The organism is Thermoflavimicrobium dichotomicum (genome assembly GCF_900114055.1).
Taxonomy (GTDB): domain Bacteria; phylum Bacillota; class Bacilli; order Thermoactinomycetales; family Thermoactinomycetaceae; genus Thermoflavimicrobium; species Thermoflavimicrobium dichotomicum.
Map to the genome: position 1 here is coordinate 1 of NZ_FORR01000014.1, position 18,278 is coordinate 18,278.

22 protein-coding genes and 2 pseudogenes are annotated in these 18,278 nt (G+C 42.3%); 2 read left to right on the forward strand and 22 right to left on the reverse strand.

The features are described from left to right. The 16 genes and pseudogenes from BMZ78_RS13010 to BMZ78_RS13085 form a co-directional block, all read right to left on the reverse strand. Positions 1–712 (reverse strand): transposase (locus BMZ78_RS13010; protein ID WP_093230877.1); only part of this gene is annotated, 712 nt, incomplete at its 3' end. Positions 713–716: 4 nt separating this feature from the next. Then, positions 717–1,077: pseudogene (gene tnpA / locus BMZ78_RS13015) on the reverse strand (IS200/IS605 family transposase). Positions 1,078–1,190: 113 nt separating this feature from the next. Next, a pseudogene (locus BMZ78_RS19165) lies at positions 1,191–1,553 on the reverse strand (class I SAM-dependent methyltransferase). Positions 1,554–2,212: 659 nt separating this feature from the next. Beyond that, positions 2,213–2,545: a DUF3221 domain-containing protein gene (locus BMZ78_RS13025; protein ID WP_093230879.1), complete on the reverse strand. Its 333-nt coding sequence runs from the start codon at positions 2,543–2,545 to the stop codon at positions 2,213–2,215. A gap of 180 nt (positions 2,546–2,725) precedes the next feature. Next, positions 2,726–3,421 carry a ribonuclease III gene (rnc, locus tag BMZ78_RS13030; protein ID WP_093230880.1) on the reverse strand — a complete coding sequence of 232 codons (696 nt, stop codon included), beginning with the start codon at positions 3,419–3,421 and terminating at the stop codon, positions 2,726–2,728. A gap of 21 nt (positions 3,422–3,442) precedes the next feature. After that, positions 3,443–4,690 carry a beta-ketoacyl-ACP synthase II gene (gene fabF / locus BMZ78_RS13035; RefSeq protein ID WP_093230968.1) on the reverse strand — a complete coding sequence of 416 codons (1,248 nt, stop codon included), beginning with the start codon at positions 4,688–4,690 and terminating at the stop codon, positions 3,443–3,445. Between the two features lie 80 nt (positions 4,691–4,770). Beyond that, positions 4,771–5,010 (reverse strand): acyl carrier protein, encoded by a 240-nt coding sequence (locus BMZ78_RS13040; RefSeq protein ID WP_093230881.1) that lies wholly within the window; start codon positions 5,008–5,010, stop codon positions 4,771–4,773. A gap of 57 nt (positions 5,011–5,067) precedes the next feature. After that, positions 5,068–5,811 (reverse strand): 3-oxoacyl-[acyl-carrier-protein] reductase, encoded by a 744-nt coding sequence (fabG, locus tag BMZ78_RS13045; protein ID WP_093230882.1) that lies wholly within the window; start codon positions 5,809–5,811, stop codon positions 5,068–5,070. 16 nt (positions 5,812–5,827) lie between these two features. Continuing rightward, positions 5,828–6,787 (reverse strand): ACP S-malonyltransferase, encoded by a 960-nt coding sequence (gene fabD, locus BMZ78_RS13050; RefSeq protein WP_093230883.1) that lies wholly within the window; start codon positions 6,785–6,787, stop codon positions 5,828–5,830. A gap of 12 nt (positions 6,788–6,799) precedes the next feature. Next, the gene (locus BMZ78_RS13055; protein WP_093230884.1) at positions 6,800–7,789 is read right to left on the reverse strand and encodes a beta-ketoacyl-ACP synthase III; all 990 of its coding nucleotides are present in this window, start codon (positions 7,787–7,789) and stop codon (positions 6,800–6,802) included. A gap of 8 nt (positions 7,790–7,797) precedes the next feature. Beyond that, positions 7,798–8,787 carry a phosphate acyltransferase PlsX gene (plsX, locus tag BMZ78_RS13060; protein WP_093230885.1) on the reverse strand — a complete coding sequence of 330 codons (990 nt, stop codon included), beginning with the start codon at positions 8,785–8,787 and terminating at the stop codon, positions 7,798–7,800. Continuing rightward, positions 8,787–9,365 (reverse strand): transcription factor FapR, encoded by a 579-nt coding sequence (fapR, locus tag BMZ78_RS13065; protein ID WP_245739856.1) that lies wholly within the window; start codon positions 9,363–9,365, stop codon positions 8,787–8,789. The genes plsX and fapR overlap by 1 nt, the downstream gene beginning before the upstream one ends. 133 nt (positions 9,366–9,498) lie before the next feature. Then, positions 9,499–9,681 (reverse strand): 50S ribosomal protein L32, encoded by a 183-nt coding sequence (gene rpmF, locus BMZ78_RS13070; protein WP_093230886.1) that lies wholly within the window; start codon positions 9,679–9,681, stop codon positions 9,499–9,501. 142 nt (positions 9,682–9,823) lie between these two features. After that, entirely contained in the window at positions 9,824–10,339 is a 516-nt protein-coding gene (locus BMZ78_RS13075) for a YceD family protein (protein ID WP_093230887.1), read from the reverse strand. After that, positions 10,315–11,460, reverse strand: coding sequence for a SepM family pheromone-processing serine protease (locus BMZ78_RS13080; RefSeq protein WP_093230888.1), 1,146 nt, complete (start codon positions 11,458–11,460; stop codon positions 10,315–10,317). Before BMZ78_RS13080 ends, BMZ78_RS13075 begins: the two co-directional genes overlap by 25 nt. 21 nt (positions 11,461–11,481) lie before the next feature. Then, positions 11,482–12,249: a patatin-like phospholipase family protein gene (locus BMZ78_RS13085; RefSeq protein ID WP_093230889.1), complete on the reverse strand. Its 768-nt coding sequence runs from the start codon at positions 12,247–12,249 to the stop codon at positions 11,482–11,484. A gap of 131 nt (positions 12,250–12,380) precedes the next feature. Between BMZ78_RS13085 and ylbJ the strand changes: the two genes are divergently transcribed. Then, positions 12,381–13,601 carry a sporulation integral membrane protein YlbJ gene (gene ylbJ / locus BMZ78_RS13090; RefSeq protein WP_175482468.1) on the forward strand — a complete coding sequence of 407 codons (1,221 nt, stop codon included), beginning with the start codon at positions 12,381–12,383 and terminating at the stop codon, positions 13,599–13,601. 30 nt (positions 13,602–13,631) lie between these two features. Here the strand turns inward: ylbJ and coaD are convergent, their stop codons facing one another. The 3 genes from coaD to BMZ78_RS13105 form a co-directional block, all read right to left on the reverse strand. Then, positions 13,632–14,114, reverse strand: coding sequence for a pantetheine-phosphate adenylyltransferase (gene coaD, locus BMZ78_RS13095; protein ID WP_093230891.1), 483 nt, complete (start codon positions 14,112–14,114; stop codon positions 13,632–13,634). A gap of 15 nt (positions 14,115–14,129) precedes the next feature. Continuing rightward, positions 14,130–14,687 (reverse strand): 16S rRNA (guanine(966)-N(2))-methyltransferase RsmD, encoded by a 558-nt coding sequence (gene rsmD, locus BMZ78_RS13100; protein WP_093230892.1) that lies wholly within the window; start codon positions 14,685–14,687, stop codon positions 14,130–14,132. A gap of 299 nt (positions 14,688–14,986) precedes the next feature. Beyond that, positions 14,987–15,292 carry a hypothetical protein gene (locus BMZ78_RS13105; protein ID WP_093230893.1) on the reverse strand — a complete coding sequence of 102 codons (306 nt, stop codon included), beginning with the start codon at positions 15,290–15,292 and terminating at the stop codon, positions 14,987–14,989. Between the two features lie 176 nt (positions 15,293–15,468). Here BMZ78_RS13105 and BMZ78_RS13110 point away from each other — a divergent pair, with 176 nt between their 5' ends. Then, on the forward strand, positions 15,469–16,350 hold the full coding sequence (locus tag BMZ78_RS13110) for an arylamine N-acetyltransferase (protein WP_093230894.1): 882 nt from the start codon (positions 15,469–15,471) through the stop codon (positions 16,348–16,350). Positions 16,351–16,561: 211 nt separating this feature from the next. On the opposite strand, the gene BMZ78_RS13115 is transcribed toward BMZ78_RS13110, so the two are convergent. The 3 genes from BMZ78_RS13115 to BMZ78_RS13125 form a co-directional block, all read right to left on the reverse strand. After that, positions 16,562–17,065 carry a hypothetical protein gene (locus tag BMZ78_RS13115; RefSeq protein WP_093230895.1) on the reverse strand — a complete coding sequence of 168 codons (504 nt, stop codon included), beginning with the start codon at positions 17,063–17,065 and terminating at the stop codon, positions 16,562–16,564. A 21-nt stretch (positions 17,066–17,086) separates the two neighbouring features. Beyond that, positions 17,087–17,518, reverse strand: a complete 432-nt coding sequence (locus tag BMZ78_RS13120) for a hypothetical protein (protein WP_093230896.1) — start codon at positions 17,516–17,518, stop codon at positions 17,087–17,089. 174 nt (positions 17,519–17,692) lie between these two features. Next, entirely contained in the window at positions 17,693–18,070 is a 378-nt protein-coding gene (locus BMZ78_RS13125; RefSeq protein WP_093230897.1) for a hypothetical protein, read from the reverse strand. Between the last annotated feature and the right edge of the window lie 208 nt (positions 18,071–18,278).

Here is an 18,278-nt window from a genome sequence, read left to right on the forward strand (position 1 = left end):
GACGGCTTATTTTATGATTTTGGTCTTTCATCCAGCGAGACTCTTTATTTTTAGACTTTTTGATGGCAGAAAGCTTTTTCGATTTCCCCAGCTTTCTTCTTTTTGCTCCAAAACGTCTACGTACAAAAGCAACCTGGTTTCCTTTGAAGAATAATGATATTGTTCCAACACTGGCGACAGCTATGTATTTTAATCCCAAATCAATTCCCATCACTTTTGTTTCTTTTCGTTGTTCCACTTCAAAAGTGATTGAAATCGCGATATACCATTTTCCTTTTTTCCTGTATAGCTCGCTGGCACCCTGTTTGACGGTTCCGTTCAGGATCCTCTCTAACCATTCCTGCTGATAAGGACGGGCTACAACAGGTACACCGATCCGTTTTTCCAGGGTGGGAAAAGAAACCGTATAGAAGTCTCCGGCCTTTTCCACCTTGAGGTTCTGATTGTTGAAGCAACACCATAGCTTTTTGAATGATTTCGTGTTTTGGTTTTTCTTTTTTGACTTGACTTCCCGAATCGTCTGGTTCACTACAGCAGACGGAAAGATTTCATGAGAAAACTCTTTAAAAATCTTACTGGTTGCCTTGTTCACCTCTGGGTAAACAAGTAGCCAGTTAGCAAATGCTGTGTTTATTTCCGTCATTCGCTGATACATTTCCTGTTTGGCCTGAGTTGGCTTATGAAGTTCTAACCTTAGTGTGATCGTTGGCATCCATTCACCCCCTTTTCTTTTGAGATTCCACATACTGCTTCACCGTTTTACCGGACACATTTCCAGCGGTACTGACAAAAAAGGAACGAGTCCACAGACTTCGCAAATGGTTCAGATGCGAGAATTCCTGGCGAAGTTTTCTGGAAGTCACCCCTTTCAATTTCGCCATCATAACTGATGGAGAATCGGTTGGAAATCAATTCAAGAACAAATAGCAGTGATCAGGCATTACCTCTATCGCTATGATATTCCACTGATTACCCTGCAGATTTGCTCTACAATTTTCTTCAATCGTTCTTCTACTTTGTTTAACACAGTACCTTACGACGATATCTAGGACAAAAAACAAAATGATAGTAAATCAATTATACATTCACTCTTGACTCATACTATAATTTTATAGATTTAATATTCAAATTACAACAAAAATTGTTACTCCAAGTATCCCCATGTAGGGGATGCCGAGCAACGCCACCTTTCATCCCACGGCTAAAGCCAGTGGGCTTTCAGGCGGCATTTCTGTAAATAAAACAAAGCTCCCCGGTGCAGTGGTACTAATAAACCGTAAAGTCATATTCACCGCTTTTTCCGTGAGATAGTTTGTTACCCCTTCCCAGATGAAAAAGGCGGGACGAGCCATGTCAAAACCGGCTTAGACCAATGTCCGTTCCAGTTTGTGAACATTCAAATCCGTTTCAACAAACGTTACTCTCTTGGGCAGGATCCGCAACATCTTTTTCAACTTCTTCTGTTTAACCACCAAGGTTCGAGGCTGATCTACCTCAAACACACGAACTTGCTCCATACTCGGTACCCGATAAGCCAATGCTTGATGAATCATCACAATGAAAAACAACCCCTGTTTCCATTCATGTCAGTGGTTTCTTGCATCTCCTGCAACACCTTGGCTTCTGCTCATCCCATCCCCAAACATGAAGAGAATAACAATGGAAGCAAATATCTGCGTTTTTATGAAATATTTTTTCGATGGATCTTACACGTCTCTTCATCTGCATTTCCCTTATGTTTATCATCAATTGAAATCATCCTTTCATGATCAGAGCTTCTATATCAATGATCTTCTTTTCGCAAATCCTACTGAACATCACTGATGGATCGTTACTTTATTGTTACATATCTTTTGTTATTTTACAAATATTAAAAAATATTGTTCGCAAACATTCTGAGGTCCGAAATTTAACCGAAACAACCTGTCAAATAGGTAAATTTCATTTAAATCAAGACACAGAAAAATGATTTTTCATTAAATCGCTGCTCTATTGATATCTTTTCATCGAAATTAATTTCCATGTCACTACATGTGAGAAGGACACATCGCCTGATGTCATACTTTTAATGAAACTGAAATAAAAAAACATGCCCCCGTTTCCTCCTACATCAATGGCCCAAGTAGCACTTGAGCGTTCGGAGAAAACAGGGCATATTCTTCATAAATATAACTTGCTTGCCGGATGAATTCCCGATTGACCCGTTGGCGTTTTATTTTTTGGTTTTCTCAACCAAAACATATTTTGCTTTGGTCTGATAAGGATATGACTCCATGATGGGATCGATCGACCACACTTTGACTCGAGATCCCTTCTGTAAGTCTTTTAAATCTCCTTTTTTATACTTTGAACCATCCAAATAATATAATTCTGTATCCTTTCGAAAGTAAAACTTGCCTTTTCCAGGTGACGTTCCTGATTTGCCTTCCACAAGCATGCCATGTTGGTCGATATCGACAATAACTCCTTCAATGGTCGGTTTCTTCGTTTCCATATGTTTCACGGCTTTCGCTTTGGATTCAACTTCTTCATCTATTGGAGGCATGGACGGCGGCTTTTCTGTTGAACTTTTCCCTCTTCATCGATAAAAGCTTCATATACATCATACTTTGTTTATCGAACAGCGTCAAAAATCAGATTTTCAGTTTACCAAGAAAACCTTTTTTTGTTTCACTTTTATTCAAACTTCAAAAAAAAATCCACTGCCTGGCATGAAGCAGTGGATTTATCTTTTTCGTTCTTTCCATCTTTCCAAAGCCTGTGTGGCGGCTTGTTGTTCGGCTTCTTTCTTGGATCTGCCTGATCCTCTACCCAAACACTGGTTATCGAGATAAACTTCAGCAACAAAGTGGCGATCATGTGCAGGACCTTGTACATCCACAATGCGATATTCCAATGGGCCTACCCGCTCTTGCTGAACCAGCTCCTGCAGTTGGCTTTTCGCATCCATCACGCGAGTAAGGAACTCATCACTCACTTTCGGAAAAACTACGGTATGGAGGAAACGACGCACCACATCCAATCCCTGATCTAAAAACAGGGCTCCGATAAATGCTTCAAACACATCCGCCAATAACGATGGACGGGTACGTCCACCCGTCATTTCTTCTCCTTTTCCGAGCCGCACATAGTTGCCAAAGTTCAACTCTTTCGCAAATGAAGCGAGAGAAGGTTCACATACGACTCTGGCACGTGTACGAGTCAATTCTCCTTCGCTCATCTGAGGATAGCGATGAAAAAGGTATTCAGATACAGCCAGCTCCAATACAGCATCTCCCAAATACTCCAGGCGTTCGTTATCAGGCTCCACACCATAGTTTTTCCGTTCATGGGCGTAAGAGGTATGAGTAAACGCTTGTTGGAACAGCTTTTTATTGCGAAATGTAATGCCGATTAACTGTTCCAATTGCGATAAGTTCATTTTATGTTTCACCACCTACGGTTACACATCCTCATAAACTTTCAACAGAATACTCGCATTGTGTCCACCAAATCCGAGTGAATTGGAGATTGCTACACGTACTTGGGCAGAGCGTGCTTCATTGGGAACATAATCCAAGTCACAATCTGGATCCGGGTTTTCATAGTTGATCGTTGGAGGGATGATTTGATGTTTTAATGTTAATGCGGTCGCTACGGCTTCAACTCCACCAGCAGCACCCAATAGATGGCCGATCATCGATTTATTGGAGCTAATCGCCAATTTGTAAGCATGCTCTCCAAAAGCTTTTTTAATCGCCATTGTTTCATATTTTTCATTCAGCGGAGTAGAGGTTCCATGTGCATTGATATAATCAATATCCGCTGGCTCCAGGCCTGCATCCTGGTAAGCTTTGATCATGCTACGTGCCGGGCCATCCCCTGTTGGATCTGGGCTGGTCAAATGATAAGCGTCTGCCGTCATTCCATATCCTGCGATCTCAGCGATGATATTGGCTCCACGATTCAATGCATGCTCAAGGGTTTCCATGACCAATATTCCGGCACCTTCACCCATGACAAATCCATCGCGATCACGATCAAATGGACGGCTGGCTTTTTGTGGTTCTTCATTTCGGGTAGACAAAGCTCCCATGGAGGCAAATCCAGCGAAAGCAAGCGGTAAAATGGTTGCTTCTGCTCCACCAGCTATCATCACATCCGCTTCTCCTCGCTGTAAAATACGGAAAGCATCACCAATACTGTGTGTACCTGTAGCACAAGCGGTAACACTGGAGCTATTTGGTCCTTTGGCTCCAATATGGATGGATACCTGACCTGCAGCCATATTGGAAATCATCATCGGGATAAAGAAAGGACTGACACGACGTGGTCCACGATTGAGCAATACTTTGTGTTGCTCTTCCAAGGTGCTTAATCCACCAATCCCTGACCCGATATATACCCCTACACGTTCAGGATCTTCTTTACTCATATCCAATCCGGCATGTTTTACAGCCATTTTGGCTGCAGATACTGCAAACTGGGCAAAGCGATCCATTTTTCTCGCGTCTTTTTTATCGATAAACTGCAAGGGATCGAAATCTTTTACTTCAGCCGCAATGCGTACGGCATATTCAGAAGCATCAAACTGGGTAATATAATCGATCCCTGACTTTCCTGCAATCAAATGGTTCCAAAAGGTATCTACATCATTACCGATCGGGGTAATTACACCAAGACCAGTAATAACTACCCGATTCTTTTTCATTCCCATCTCCTGCCTCTCCAGCTGTTATCGTTGGAGCATGTAGTTGGATAAAGTCCCGTAAAAACGGGACTTTATGTACATTATTGCTGTTTTTGCTCAATATAAGACACAATATCTCCAACCGTAGAAATCTTTTCAGCTTCTTCATCCGAGATTTCCAGGCCAAACTCGTCCTCAAATTGCATGATCAAGTCTACTACATCGAGAGAGTCTGCGCCTAAATCATCTTTTACTGAAGCTTCGAGCGTTACTTCTGCTGGATCTACATCCAGATGTTCTACAATGATTTTCTTTACACGCTCAAACGTATTTTCTGCCATGCCAATTCACCTCCCCTTCGTAGTATACACAAGTCCAACACAACTTGCATCTCCTGATTAAGCTGTTACCATCCCACCGTCTACATGGATGGTTTGGCCTGTAATGTAGCCTGCAGCATCACTGGCCAAAAACTTGACAGCTTCTGCCACATCCTCCACGCTACCGAAGCGGCCGAGCGGAATTTGATCAAGCATTTGCCGCTTCAGATCTTCTGGCAATACGGCCGTCATATCCGTCTCGATAAAGCCAGGTGCAATCGCATTGACGGTGATTCCACGACTTGCCAGTTCTTTGGCTGTGGTTTTGGTCAGCCCAATCACGCCTGCTTTTGCCGCGACATAATTGGCCTGACCGGGGTTGCCGGCGACACCGACGACGGAGCTGATATTGATAATGCGACCTTTTCGCTGTTTCATCATCGGACGGGTAACTGCTTTGGTGCACAGGAAAACACCTTTGAGATTGGTATTGATCACCTGATCCCAATCTTCTTCTTTCATCCGCATGAGCAGATTATCGCGGGTGATTCCGGCATTATTGACCAGAATATCGATCCGGTCAAACGCTGCCAGCACTTCTTTAAATGCGGCATCTACCTGTTCACTGTTGGATACATCCACTTGCAAGGCAAGTGCTTTACGACCTGCCGCTTGAATTTGTCCAACGGTTTCTTCTGCTGCCTGCCTGTTTCCAGCATAAAAGATTGCCACATCCGCACCTGCTTGTGCAAGCGTTACTGCAATGGCTCGTCCGATTCCACGCGAACCCCCGGTTACCACAGCTACTTTTCCTGCTAACATAAATCAACCTCCCAAGCTATCCAACGATTTGCTTTAGCTTTTCATTCAGCTTTTCAATGGTAGCATTTAACGTTTCTGGATCTTGTACAGAAAGAGTTTGTACTTTACGATTCACCTTTTTAACCAGACCGCTTAATACATTACCAGCACCGATTTCAACAAAGGTGTCCACACCCTGCTCGATCATGAAACGCACACTATCTTCCCACAAGACCGGGGAAGCCACCTGTTTAACCAGCAATTGCCGGATTTCTTCCGCTTGCGTCACTGGACGTGCGGTTACATTGGCGACAACGGGTATCTTTGTATCTTGAATAGAAATATTTTCCAATGTCTGTCGTAATCGATCAGCAGCAGGCTGCATCAAAGAAGAATGGAAAGGTCCGCTAACCGAAAGCGGGATCACTCTCTTGGCTCCCTCTTCCAACGCCTTTTCTCCTGCTTTTTTCACCGCTTCAGCATGACCGGAAATGGCGATTTGTCCTGGACAGTTAAAGTTCGCTGGTTCCACAACACAGCCAGGTTTGCTTACTTCCTGGCACACTTTACTCAGCTGATCGCGATCCAATTGCAAAACGGCAGACATCGCACCCACACCAGCTGGTACCGCTTCATCCATATACGTTCCACGTTTATGTACTGTAAAGACAGCATCAGCAAAAGAAATGGAACCTGCAGCAACTAACGCAGAATACTCTCCCAAACTGTGTCCCGCTACGTAATCCGGTACAAAACCAGCTTCTTTAAACACTTGATATAGAGCTATACTCGTTGTTAAAATGGCCGGCTGCGTATGATAAGTCAAACGCAATTCCTCTTCAGGGCCTTCAAAACAAATCCGGGACAACGAATATCCTAACACCTGATCAGCTTCCTGGAACACTTGTTTTGCTGCTTCGTTCGCTTCTGCGATTTCTTTTCCCATTCCCACTTTTTGTGATCCCTGCCCCGGGAAAATAAAAGCAAGCTTACCCATCTCGTCTCCTCCTTATTCTAGCGACCATTTCAAAACGGTAGCTCCCCAGGTTAATCCGGCACCGAAACCACAGAGGACAATAGTGTCTCCCTTTTTCAGACGCCCTTGCTCTACCGCTTCATTGAGTGCCACCGGGATCGAAGCAGACGACATATTGCCATAGCGATCAAGATTGACAATCACTTTATTTTCATCCAAACCAAATCGTTTCACTGCTGCTTCGATAATGCGAATATTGGCTTGATGCGGAATCAGGAAGTCGATATTTTCCTTGGTTAACCCCGCTTTTTTCAACGCTTCTTCTGTAGCCGTACTTAATACCCGTACAGCAAACTTAAACACTTCTCGCCCTTCCATTACGACCGAATGCAGACGCTGTTTGACCGTTTCTTCTGTGGCTGGCATACGCGAGCCGCCTGCAGGCACTTTTAGCAAGTCCCCACCAGAACCATCTCCGCGCAACTCATAAGAACGAAAACCATAGCCCTCTTCCACTGGACCAAGAACAACTGCTCCTGCCCCATCGCCAAACAGGATGCAGGTCGAACGATCTGTCCAATCCAAAATCCGGGACAAACAGTCGACACCAATCACTAAAGCGTACTTGTAAACACCTGTTGCAATAAACTGGGCAGCCGTGCTCACACCATACAGGAATCCGGTACAGGCTGCGGACAAATCAAAGGTAGCCGCTTTGGATGCTCCTAGACGATCCTGAACCAGACAGGCTGTAGCCGGAAAAAACATATCCGGTGTGACTGTCGCCACAATGATCAGGTCAATTTGCTCTGCGCTGATTCCTGCATGCTCCAGGGCACGCTGTGCAGCTTTCACAGCCAAATCGGATGTGGCCTCATCGGGTGCCGCCACACGTCTTTCCCGAATGCCGGTCCGTGTCACGATCCATTCATCATTGGTATCGACCAGCTTTTCCAAGTCCTTATTGGTTACCACTTTTTCAGGCAGATAGGCACCTGTCCCCAAAATTCCAACCGATTTCATCTGATTACTCACTCCTCTTTCGGTTTAGCAAACTCTTTCTCCATCTGGGCAATCACTTGCCTCTCCACAAACAAACGGGCCTGACGAGCTGCATTATAAATGGCTTTGGCATCGGAAGAGCCGTGCGCTTTAATCACTGGTCCCGCTAAGCCTAACAGAGGAGCTCCACCATGTTCTTTATAATCCATCTCTTTTTTGAAACGCTTGAGACTTGGTGCCAAAATAGCAGCAGCCAGTTTATTGTACCAAGTACGTGTAAATTCCTGCTTTAATTTGTCAAAAATGGACTTCGCTACTCCCTCTGTATTTTTAAGTAAAATATTACCACTAAATCCGTCACAAACCAAAACTTCACAGGGACCATATAATACATCTCTTGCTTCCGTATTTCCAACAAATCGGATGGATCCTTCTTGCTCCAATAACTGAAACGCTTCTTTTGTCAAACTCGTTCCTTTCCCTGCTTCTGTACCAATATTTAACAATCCGACTCTTGGCTCTTCAAAACCCAATACTTTTTCGGCATAGATACTTCCTAAAACCGCATATTGACGAAGATGTTCGGCTTTCGCTTCCGGATTTGCCCCGACATCCAAAACCAAGATACCTTTACCAGACAGTGTTGGAAACACAGGAGCCAACGCTGGACGATCTATTCCCTTCAGACGTCCAGTATAAAAGAGGCCTGCCGCCATTAATGCACCTGTATTTCCAGCACTGATAAAAGCATCCACTTCCTTGTTTTTAACCATTTGACAGCCAACGACGATACTGGAATCCTTTTTGCTGCGAATCGATTTCACTGGCTCATCATCTGGTTCAATCACTTCGGTTACCTGATGAAATTCGATATTATGTATTCCCTGTGGTACCAGGCTTTGATCCACACCGAGCAAAACAAAAGTCGTGTCAGGCCACTTTTGTGCTGCCAGAGAAACACCTTCTATCACGGATTCCGGTGCATAATCTCCTCCATGCAAATCAAAAGCAATACGCATTAACGCTCCTCCTTAGCCAGCTGATCTTCCTCCGTTCGATATACTTCAAATAGCCCGTAAAAAACAACTTCATTGTTTACCTTGGTTTGTACTTCGACTTTGGTTCGGGAGGATTGCACTTCGACAACTTTCGCATAGGCCATACACTTTTCTCCCAAGCGGACAGGTCGCACAAAACGAATCTCTGCTGCAGCAGTCAGAGCGATCTCCGCATCAACCAAACCGATCGCCAGTGAGTTTGCCTGTGCAAACAAATAATGACCTCGTGCAATTCCATTTCTTTCAAATACATGTTCTTTCCTGATCTCCAAAATCGATACACCACTTTTATCCAATTGGAGATCGATCACTTCTCCAATCACTTCTTGCGGTGAAAGAGAACGGACCTGGTCAAAATTTTTCTCCGCCATGTGCTTAATTCGCTCACGCAGCTCTGGAATTCCCAGCTCCATCCGATCCAATCGAATGGTCTGAATGCTGACATTACAAAGTTTAGCCATTTGCTCATCAGTTAAAAAAGGATCTGCTTCCAGTTCCCTGATCAATTTTTTCTGTCTCTCTTTTTTTGATAAGCGCACAGCGGAGCTCACCACCTTTTGTTACCACATTCTAATACCAAGTACTAATAGCAGTATATAAAAAAAGTGTTTTTTTGACAATAGGAAAAAGAAAAGTCGACCTGACAAGAGGCCGACTTTTTAAGTGAAGGAATTATACATTTGCAGCTCCTTCTACTTCAACGCCTTTATAATAACCACACTCTCTGCAGACACGATGAGCCAGCTTAGGTGCACCGCATTGTGGGCAGTTGATTACACCAGGTGCGCTCAATTTATAGTGGGTACGGCGTTTGCGCTTACGAGTTTTGGATGTCCGTCTAAATGGTACTGCCATGCTTTTCACCTCCCCTGCCATTTTTCCTAAGGAAAGGCAACTCTGCACATTATACAATAATTTTAAGCAAGTGAGAAGACCAGCATTTCCAAACGATTACAAATGACTGCCATGGATCGCTTGTCTTCGTTCTTTCATGTTTTTATTCATCTTCATCTTTTTTGAGTAGCTCCTGCAACTTTGCCAACCGCGGATCAATTCGAGTTGTATCACAATCACATGTTGCTACATTCTTATTGATACCGCATTTAGGACAGATCCCTTGACAATCCTCTCGACAGACGGGAGCCAATGGAATCTGTAACAAACAGGCTTCACGGATAAATGGAAACAGGTCAATGGTCTGGTTTTCAACCAAAAAAATATCCTGTTCTTCTGTTTCTCGTGCCATATATTCAACATCTGTAAACAGCTCAACCCAGTCGGCTTCCATAGGCAGCTCAAATTCCGTCAGGCATCTGGAACATGTCAAGGTCGATTTCGTTCGCTGCTTTGCCTGTACGGAAAACAGGTGTGTTTCTTGCTTTTCCAGTTGAGCGTTTACCCTAACAGGTTCCAAATGAATAAGTCCAGGTACTTCTTTACGAATATCCAATTCTACAAGTTCTGTGATCGTGATCGGTTGATCCTGTCTCACTTTGTGCAGGAAAATTTGCATGATTCCACTCCTTGTTTAAAAACAGAGTTATTATATGTCAATGAACCAAGAGCTGTCAAGGTTTTCTCATTGACAGATGAAGATAATTCAGGCAGTTTTCGTAAATATTTTACCGCATCGTCCAACTTCGAAACCGGAACTATTTTCATTTTGGTATGGATCTTTCGAGCCGTCTCCTTTGCTATTTTTTCATTATCATCCCCTGGATGAATGTCTTTGGGGCAAAAGAAAATTTGCGCCCCTTCCCGTTCCGCCGCCAATACCTTAAATTCAATCCCGCCGATTTGGCCTACTTCCCCCTTATCATTGATCGTACCTGTACCCGCAACTGTATACCCACGGGTTAAATTTTCCGGCAATAACTGGTCTAACACCTCAAGGGAAAACATCAATCCGGCAGACGGTCCACCAATATTTTCTGTTTTGATTTGTGCGGGTGGATTGGTGTGTAACCTGATTCGATCCATCGGAACGATCCCTAATCCCGCTCGAGATTTCTCTTCTTTACTGACAGATGGCAAGGAGATCAGCGATACCTTTTGCTTCATTGGTTTATTTTTTCGAACAAATGAAACTTCCACCATTTCGCCGGCTTTCTTGTTTTGCAAATACCGAATCAGGCTTTCGCTATCACGTATGGGACGCTTATCGATGGCTTGGATTAAATCACCCGTTTTTAAACCGCTTTTCGCATTTTTTGTCACTTCGATCACTTCAACACCGATATGTTCGACTTTCATCGGCTTTTTAGCCTGGCGAAACGCTGCGATAATGGCATGATTTTGTGATTCGATCATATTTTCCTGCTGTCTTCTCTCATATTCTTCATCCGATTCGTTTTGCGCCAAAATCTGTTCTTCAGGTACCAGCTTCATTTCATCAGAAGTAAATGAGAGTAAATAATCAGCTATACTGGCTCTTTTTAATGAAATTGTCGTCAGTAAAAAGCTGCCTCGTTCATCCTGCCCGGTGGTTCCAACTCTCACAAAACTTTTGGTATCCATCGCCTCTCCCGGCAACATCGCAAAATACGAAACCGGCGTGAAATAAAATACAGTAAATCCAATGATGATGAAAGACAAACAGAACCCAAAAATTGCTAGCTGCTTTGTTTTTTTCAACTTCCTCTCTCCTTATAGCCGTCAAATCAGTTGTCGAATTTGTTCAAGAGAAGCCCTTGCCGCTTCTTCTCCTTTTTTTACACACTCCGTTACACGTGTAAAAGCAGCAGGATTAATCTCGGAAACATCTGGTTGAATCAAGACATCCGCAGATACCAAATGATCTTGAAAAACCCTTCTTTCCATAATTTCCAGAGATTGCATAATGACATCAAAAATATTCCGGATCCGCATTCGGGTATTATTTCCAGGAAAAACATCGACAGCAATCACGATATCTGCTCCCATCTCCCGTACAACACTGATGGGAACACGCTCCACTACAGCTCCATCGACCAATACCTGATTATTGGTTACAACTGGTGTAAATATCCCTGGAATGGAGATACTCGCTCTCACAGCTTCCGCTGCAGATCCTTCCTTGAAAACCACTCTTTCCCCTGTAATCAGGTCAGTTGCAACCACAGCTGTAGGAATGGGAAATTCATCCAGATTTTTCTGATGAGTTAACAGATGAACCAAATCTTTAACTTTCTCACCCAAAATGAACCCAAACCCCGGAACTGTTAAATCCAACCAGTGTTTACGTTTCAAGTGCAAGGCCAGCTTTTCCATCATCTCGGGTTCAATTCCATTGGCAAACAATACACCGATCAGACTTCCCATACTCGTGCCAGCAACATAATCAATTGGGATTCCTTCTTCTTTTAACACTTTTAACACACCAATATGAGCCAGGCCACGTGCAGATCCGGATCCCAATGCCAGTCCGATTTTCGGTCTCTTCACTGTTCTTCCTCACCCTTGTGACTATAAGCTGATTTTCTAAAAACAATCTCTCGATAAATTGGTCTAAACAAGCCCATATAGACGTAGACATGTTAATGACCTTTTTGTTTGTCCGTGAGAGGGGAATGTATATGGTTCCACGTCTTCTCCATCGCCGAATACACTCCATTGTCATGGCATCAATGGCTTTGTGTCTGGGAGCTTCCTTGATCATGTATCCCGAACAAGCCTTTCTTTCATCTTTGCGCGGATTAAAAATCTGGTGGGAAGTGGTTTTTCCTGCACTTCTTCCTTTTTTTATCGTTGCAGAAGTCATGATGAGCTTTGGAGTGGTTCATTTCATTGGCATTCTGCTTGAGCCATTGATGCGACCGATTTTTCGTGTACCAGGCGTCGGAGCATTTGTCATGGCTGTGGGTTTTATATCTGGAAATCCGATGGGAGCAAAACTGACCTCACGCCTCCGTGAACAAAGGCTGATAAGTCGTGAAGAAGGAGAGCGACTCGTCTCTTTTACCAGTACAACAAGCCCTTTGTTTATTTTTGGAGCAGTAGGCGTCGGTTTTTTTAAAAGTACATCTGTCGGTGTGATCTTGGCTTTAGCCCATTACTTGAGTAGCTTGCTCGTCGGATTAGTGATGCGATTCCATCAAGCACACGCAACACCTACTCCACTGGAAAAGGAAAAATCAGAATTTCTCCTGATTCGCGCTTTGAAAGAAATGCATCGGGCGCGTGTCAAGGATGGGCGACCTCTTGGTCAATTATTGGGTGAAGCTGTGACTTCTGCTGTAAACACCTTATTGTTGATTGGTGGATTTATCATGATGTTTTCGGTCCTGGTCCATCTGATCAATCATATTGGATTAACTACATTCTTATCCGATGCAGTCGAACACACCTTTACCTGGTTACAATTCCCCCATCAGCTATCCGTTCCTTTTCTGGCAGGATTGTTTGAGATTACTTTAGGATCTCAAATGGTGAGTGAAAGTTCTCACTACATTCCACTTGTATATCAATTAGTCGTCGTTAGCATGTTTTTTGGTTGGAATGGTTTATCAATCCAGGCACAGATCGCAAGTATTTTAAGTCAGACAGACATTCGTTACAGTCCGTATTTCTTTGCACGGATCTTGCACGGATTTTTGGCCGGAGCCATTACCTTGTTGATCTGGAAGCCACTTAAGCCCTTTCTTTCGCGTTTACCAGCAGATCTTCCTACCTTGGCCCCATCCATTAATACCCATTTTTTCCATTTATGGGAAGTATTGCAATGGTTTGCTGTCATGGTTATTATCAGTTGGCTGATATTTCTTTTTCTTCATTCCGATAAACGCCTGATACGATAGAACCCGCTAGAATCAGTACTTTAGCGGGTTTTACTTATAACCGAACTTGATACTCAATGCTTCGGCGACATCTTCTGGAACCAAATCCTTTACATCGGCACCATATCGTGCCACTTCCTTGACCATACTGGAGCTAATAAAGGAATGCCGATTATTTGTCATAAGAAACAAAGTCTCCACTTCATCATTCATTTTTTTGTTAATCGAAGCGATCTGAAGTTCATATTCAAAATCAGAAATCGCTCGCAATCCTCTTAAAATCACTTGTGCTTGCCGTTTACGCATATAGTCGACCAATAATCCCTCAAAACTGTCGACCTCAACATTGGGCAGATGCCTTGTTGCGTTTTGGATCATCTGTTGGCGTTCATCCACCGTGAATAAAGGTTTTTTGGCTGAATTGATCAATACAGCCACCACTACTCGATCAAATATTTTGGCACCCCGTTCAATAATATCGAGGTGACCATAAGTGATGGGGTCAAAACTGCCTGGATATACTGCAACTTTCATGTTTCTATGCCCCCTTTATGTACCATACAATGTAATGGTAGTATCCCCATAAGTCAGTTGACGATAAGATCTAAGCGAACCAACCGTCTCAGGTGGATGCTCTCGTGATGCATGTTCAGCTACAACCGTTCCATCTTCGCTCAGTAAATCACTCGTGGCAATACTCTTTAAAACAGGTAGCAATAACGATTTCTGATAAGGCGGATCGAGAAAAATCAGCTGAAAGCGCAATTCTCGTTGCTTCAGCATTTTTAACACTGCACGTGCATCTTTACAATAGAGCTCGACCCGGTCTTCCATTTTGCAAGCTTTCACATTGCTTCGCACGGTTTCCAGGCTTGTCCGGGATTGGTCCACAAAAATCGCCCGTTCCATGCCACGGCTAAGTGCTTCCAACCCCAAGGCTCCAGTGCCTGCAAACAAGTCCAGAGCCCAGCCACCCTCAAAAAATGGTCCCAACACAGAAAAAAGGGATTCTTTGACCCGATCAGCTGTCGGACGAACATGAGTCCCTGAAACCATTTTCAAACGCGTTCCTTTGGCCATTCCTGCTATAATCCGCATAAAAAACATCCTTTTCCTATGTAAGATGTTATCTTTATTCTCTCATAAAGATTATTTTATTTTAAAAAATAACTTATGACAAAGTCCTTTCGCATGATCGTTTCATTTTATCAAGGATAATTTTCGTGTATAAAATGAAAAATATCGGCAATCCTATTATTGACAGCGCCAAAAGCTGTCTTACCACGGAGAAGACTTACGTTTCCCCATAAGCTCTTCCTCCGGTTTCTCCTCTCCCATATTGTATTTTTCACATTTTGTGAAAGATACCATAGGCTCGCGCTTGGATTCGCGAGCCATTTTTTTGTCTATATATACCGTCTGAACATTTTCCCTTCCAAAGGTGTAATCACACCTTCCATGACCAACAGTTCCAACGTTTTATTAGATAGCTCACGAAAACGTGGTGAATTCCGGAGCATCTCCGCCTCTTCCGAGGTCAAAAAACGATACGGGATATTTTGCGCATATTGCCATAAAGCCATCATGCCTTGTGTTCGCCGAATCTGTTTCCCTTCCTTGACAATTTGTTTTAACTTTCCCACTGTAACTGCTTTTCTGCCTACGGTTTGATTGATTCCATCCGCTATTTCCTGATATAAGTTATGATTCAATACTCTTCTCTCCTCCTGCCCAAATTCAGATAATGTATTTGATGTATTCTATGCATGTTAACCATCACATGTATATGCAAATGTTGAGACGACCATCTTCTTTGGATCCCAAGCGTTTCATTTTTATTCTATAATGAAACTAATTAAACAATTAAGTATAAAAAGGGGAGGTAAATATGCACTTACTTTCCACCTGGGCCCGTTTATACCTCAAACAGTTAAACCTGTTTCCTGAACCGCCCAGTTTCTCATTTCTCTCCAAAATCTGTCGTGCCCATCTGACAACCTATCCTTTTGAAAACATCAGTAAGCTGATTTACTTTCATCACCAGCAAGAAAATGGTTATATTCTTCCGTCAATCGATGATTTTCTAAAAAATCATGAAACCTATCATTTTGGAGGAACGTGCTATATACTAAACGCCAATCTATTCCATTTATTAAAAGAATGCGGATTCCAAGCCAATCTCACCATGTTAGGGACGTCACATATGGCGATCTTGGTTGAACTGCCCGAATTCCCAAATGAAAGACTATATGTGGACTGCGGTTCGGCCGCTCCTCTCTTTGAGCCGGTCCGCTTTGAAACAAACCCCCATCATGTTTCTTCGTTTGGAAAAGATGAAATCCTGATCCGTCCAAAACAAGGGAAGAAGCATCATTATACGTACCTGCGTTATACGGATGGCCAATTACGCTCTGCTGGCGAGGAATGGGTTTTTGATATCGAACGGAGATACTCGTTTCAGGATTTTCTGCCCTCTATCCATCGATCCTATCAACCAGGTGCTTTCTTTCTTTCCATACTTCGCTGTCAGCTCTGGCAATTGGATCAACAAAGAAGCGTTTCCCTCAGTAACAACAAGTTTAGCATCCGCTACCAGGATGGCCGGGTAACGAATCATTATCTATCAAGCCCAGTGGAAATCGAGGAAGTGATGAGAGACGAATTTCGTTTGCCTCGACTGCCTGTTCGAAAGGCGATCGAAATATTGGAAAAGCTGGAAGTCGATATATTCCAACCTGACAAGAAGGAAAAACAGCCTGCCGATAGTTGATACACTTGGTAGAAAATCGATTCCTACTGAGTCACTCATGAACCCCCACCGCTTGGGCTAACATAAACACAAATTCACCGACTACCTGTAGTTAAGGTGTCGGTTTTTTAAGGCGTATCACCAACAATGATTTTTGAAATACAGAGGCTAGAGGACTTTTTAGATTTAATGGATCTTAGTGACACTTAATTTTTAAGTAATGAGCTATATTTTATCCACTGAGGTGGTTATCCTTATCCTCTATATCCATTTCTGCTTTTATTCGAGAATTTCCGTCTGATATATTGATTTGTCCCTTATTTCTTCTTAGACGATATATAATCTTGTTAACTAGTCGAGTATCAATCTTAGGATCAATATGTTGATGAGTGTTTTCGCTTGGCTCAAAAAAATGTAAAAGACCTTTATAGCTTAAATATACTCCTAATACACCTAAACCAGCTTCTAGTATCGGAGCAAATCCTGCTAAACTTAAATCTGCGAGATTTATAGTATACCCTAGACACAAAACAAACAATCCTAAGCAAAGAGTAACTCGATTAATCCGAAAGATAAAGTATTTGATAAAGCTTATAAAAAAGTAGATCATTAGAAAAGGAAAGATTACGAAATCATCGTCAATTTCAACAAAAAGCTCAATAATATAATAAATTAGAAAATAAATAACACCAATCAGTCGTTGAACAAAAGTGATTAAACGTAAATTTACTTGCATAAATACCTCCTATATATCCCTCTATTTTTTTCTCACTTTTAATGACGCTTCGATTTCACTTTGTTCATTCGCTAAATTAATTTGACCTTCGTTGTCATCCAGATCATAAACAATTTTCCTTTTCTTCGTTATAACTTCTCTATTCTCGGGATTATGAATTGCATGCCTTATTGCGTAAATACAAGCATATAGGAGTGATGGACCAATAATGAAAAGGGCAAGTACTACATGTACTTTCAGATAATAAATCAATGAGCTAAGTGCTAAAGAAATTCGAAAGACCATTGATGTCTTATTTCTAGAAATTGCATGAATGATAGCACTGAAAGAAAAATAGATAAAGCCACCAAGCCCAATCCATTTATCAGGATTTATAAATGCAGCAATAATCCACAATACAATAGCTATGAATTTTACAGGTACTAATCTAGGATGCTTAGATAGATTAATCAAATTTTCACCCCTTTCAACGTTAGCAATTATTTTTGAATGATCGTTGGTAATCTTGAATGTCAGGTAGGCTTGGCTCCTTTCAGAGGCAAACCTACCTAAGAACAGATCATGCGAGTTTCCAGATCAGACTCAAGTTTCTCAAACTGCCCATGTCTCTAATCATGGTTCTATAACTTATTTCCAAACATCCAATATGTCCGTAATCGCACTTATTACTTGTCCGGTACCTGATCCTGCCACAAATAGGGGAGATAATTTACTCAGTCTGTCTAATGCTTGATTTACAATCGTCTTTCTGGGCTGACCTTTTCCACTTTGCTCATCTACTGTTTCAAGCAAATCTCTTAACACTTCTTTATCTTCTGTAGAAACCTGATCAGTTTGCTCAAGTAATGTAAATAATTCCTCAATATAATCACTTAGTGTCATTCCATCATGCCCAATATTCGTTATCATTGTGGCATCGATCTTGGCATGGTCAGTAGCATAATTAATCTGCCCTTTATTGTTATTTGCTTGAAATGATCTGGTTTCTTTTTGATCGTTTTCCATAAAAAACATCCTCTCTATATAAATTGTTATTCAAAATATGGCTATAAATGTAATTCCGCCTTTGTACGCCTGAATTGTACGTTTCTTCGCTTCCTGTTGTTCCATAAAGGTATCTATAATTTTGTCAATTTATTTTTTTCATACTAATAATAACACAAAAAATAATCGAAATAAATATTCACCGACTAGTTGGTATTTGGTGAAATGG